Genomic DNA, 2484 nt, shown 5'->3' on the forward strand with positions numbered 1-2484 from the left:
GCTGCTTTTTGTGGGGTATCTTTTTTCCTTGCCATAAAATAAACCTCCAAACTGGTAAGTCTATCTTACATCAGTTTGAAGGTTTACACAAACTTTGGGATACTCCCCATTGCTTCACAGAATCAATCCACGTTTCGATTGCTTCTACCAAAACAAACTGCTGCTGTAAAACAGCCATACCTGTTGCAGGAATCTCCGGCACATTTTCCTTTTCCCTTATATTCTGTTCCAAATAGCTTTTCAGCTCCTTTATTTTCTCTTGGATACTGTCTATACACATCTTTTTCTTTTCTAAGGGGAGACTGTCTAAATTGACGATCACAGCATTAAAGTCCAAAAAGATATGAATGGGCTCTGAGGAAATATCAAACATGAGTTTTTCAAATGCTTTTTCTCCCGCTTCAGTTAAAGAATAGATTACTTTTTCCGGCATTTTACCCTCTTTTACAATACTACCTTTGATAAGCCCTTTTTGCTCTAGCTGAATCGTCTTTTTGTAAATGGACGGTGTGCTGATTTTTACCCATTTAGAGATATTTCGATACTCTACAAGCTTCTGAATATCATAAGCACTCATTGGTTCTTTTTTTAATATACCTAATACAATTAAATCAATCGTTGCCATAATGTTTTCACCTCATTGTTGATATGAAAAGTAACTACTGTAATTTATAGTAGTGAATTTTACATATCATGTCAAGAAATAGATCATGAATTTATCTTGACATCTACTATAAATTATAGTAGTATTCTTTGATGTTTATACTATAATTTATAGTACTATAATTTATATTTGAAAGGAGAACAAAAAATGAACAAAAAGAACTCGAAATTAGAATTATTAGGAAGTGCTCCTGTTCCAAAGGCATTGGTTTCTTTAGGAATACCAATTATGATAGGTATGCTCATTAACGCATTGTATAATCTTGTAGATGCTTATTTTGTAGGAGGACTGGGAGAAAGCCCTATGGGAGCAATTTCTATTGTATTTCCGTTAGGTCAGGTTGTAGTGGGGCTGGGATTGATGTTTGGAAACGGAGCGGCTTCTTATCTTTCAAGATTATTAGGACGAGATGATAAAGATACTGCTAATAAAGTTGCTAGTACAGCCTTGTATAGTAGTGTGATAATTGGAGCAATTCTGATTATAATTGCAACAATATTCCTTAAACCAATTTTAACATTACTCGGTGCAACCGATACCATTATGCCATATGCGCTGACCTATGCAAGAATATATATAATTTCTTGTATTTTCAACGTATTCAATGTGACAATGAATAACATTGTGGCAAGTGAGGGTGCGGCTAAAACAACCATGTGCGCTTTACTTTTAGGTGCAATTATTAACATCGGTTTAGACCCTCTTTTCATTTATACATTTGACATGGGAGTAGCTGGTGCGGCTATTGCAACGGCTATTTCACAATTTGTTTCTACTCTTGTATATTTATCCTATGCTTTTCGAAAGAAAAGTGCATTCACATTCAGTATAAAAGCGTTTGAGCCTACCAAACAGATATTTATGGAAATTTTAAAAATAGGAGTTCCTACTTTGACATTTCAGCTTCTTACCAGTCTTTCTATTGCACTGATTAACAGAGCGTCAAGTGGATATGGAGACTCTGTTATTGCTGGAATGGGAGCTGTTACAAGGATAACTTCTATGGGAACATTGGTAGTTTTTGGATTTTTGAAAGGGTTCCAACCTATCGCCGGTTTCAGTTATGGTGCTAAAAATTTTAAGCGTTTGCGTGAAGCTATTAGAACTTCAATTTTATGGTCAACTATATTTTGTATAATTGTAGGTTTATTGATGTTCTTGTTTTCTGAACAAATTATTGCACAATTTGCAAATGGAAATGAGGCAATGATTTCAGTGGGTAAAAAATCTCTCATGGCAAATGGATTATCCTTTTTCTTATTTGGATTTTATACAGTATATTCTTCATTGTTTCTAGCACTGGGAAAAGGAACTGCGGGATTTATTCTAGGGGCCTGCCGACAAGGTATTTGTTTTGTTCCAGTTATATTCCTGCTCCCTATAATTTGGGGAATGAACGGAATATTATATGCTCAGCCGATTGCTGATATTCTTTCAGTTATTATAGCTATATTTATGGCACTGAATCTTCATAAACAACTATCAAAAGAAGAACAAATCCTTCAAAATTAAATTACATTACATACTTCCACGGCTCATGCAAACATTTTTTGTATGAGCTTTTCTTCTTTTGGGGAAAGGAACTAAATATGAAATCATCTTTTTTTAAAGAAGCTATCAGACTACAATTCAATGCTTTAATGATGCTAACGATAAAAGGGACTCTAAAACAAAAAAGAAAACAACTTTCAAAACGATCCCGACATGAAGTATTGATATTGTCAAGATTAGTTGACACATTTTTCTCAAGGATATCACTGACTATGCAGCCACCTCCAAAGCCTCATAGTACTGCCTGCGTTTTACCATGGGAGGAAGGC

At 34.7% G+C, this 2484-nt stretch carries 2 protein-coding genes and 1 pseudogene; 2 read left to right on the top strand and 1 reads right to left on the bottom strand.

Features of this window, described 5'->3' with window-relative positions; genetic code table 11:
• Window positions 1-70: 70 nt before the first annotated feature.
• A complete protein-coding gene (locus H6A20_RS12920) occupies window positions 71-625 on the bottom strand; it encodes a PadR family transcriptional regulator (protein WP_204907511.1) in 555 nt (184 codons plus the stop codon).
• Between the two features lie 186 nt (window positions 626-811).
• On the opposite strand from H6A20_RS12920, the gene H6A20_RS12925 reads away from it, so the two are divergent.
• On the top strand, window positions 812-2176 hold the full coding sequence (locus H6A20_RS12925; protein WP_204907512.1) for an MATE family efflux transporter: 1365 nt from the start codon (window positions 812-814) through the stop codon (window positions 2174-2176).
• 77 nt (window positions 2177-2253) lie between these two features.
• Window positions 2254-2484 (top strand): annotated as a pseudogene (locus tag H6A20_RS12930) (hypothetical protein); the annotation flags it as partial.

Origin of the sequence: Mordavella massiliensis (assembly GCF_016901695.1) — a bacterium.
GTDB lineage: Bacteria > Bacillota > Clostridia > Lachnospirales > Lachnospiraceae > Claveliimonas > Claveliimonas massiliensis_A.

Coding starts and splice junctions, on each gene's coding strand:
- H6A20_RS12925 (WP_204907512.1), top strand. CDS start 812: ATGAACAAAAAGAACTCGAAATTAGAATTATTAGGAAGTGCTCCTGTT.
- H6A20_RS12920 (WP_204907511.1), bottom strand. CDS start 625: ATGGCAACGATTGATTTAATTGTATTAGGTATATTAAAAAAAGAACCA.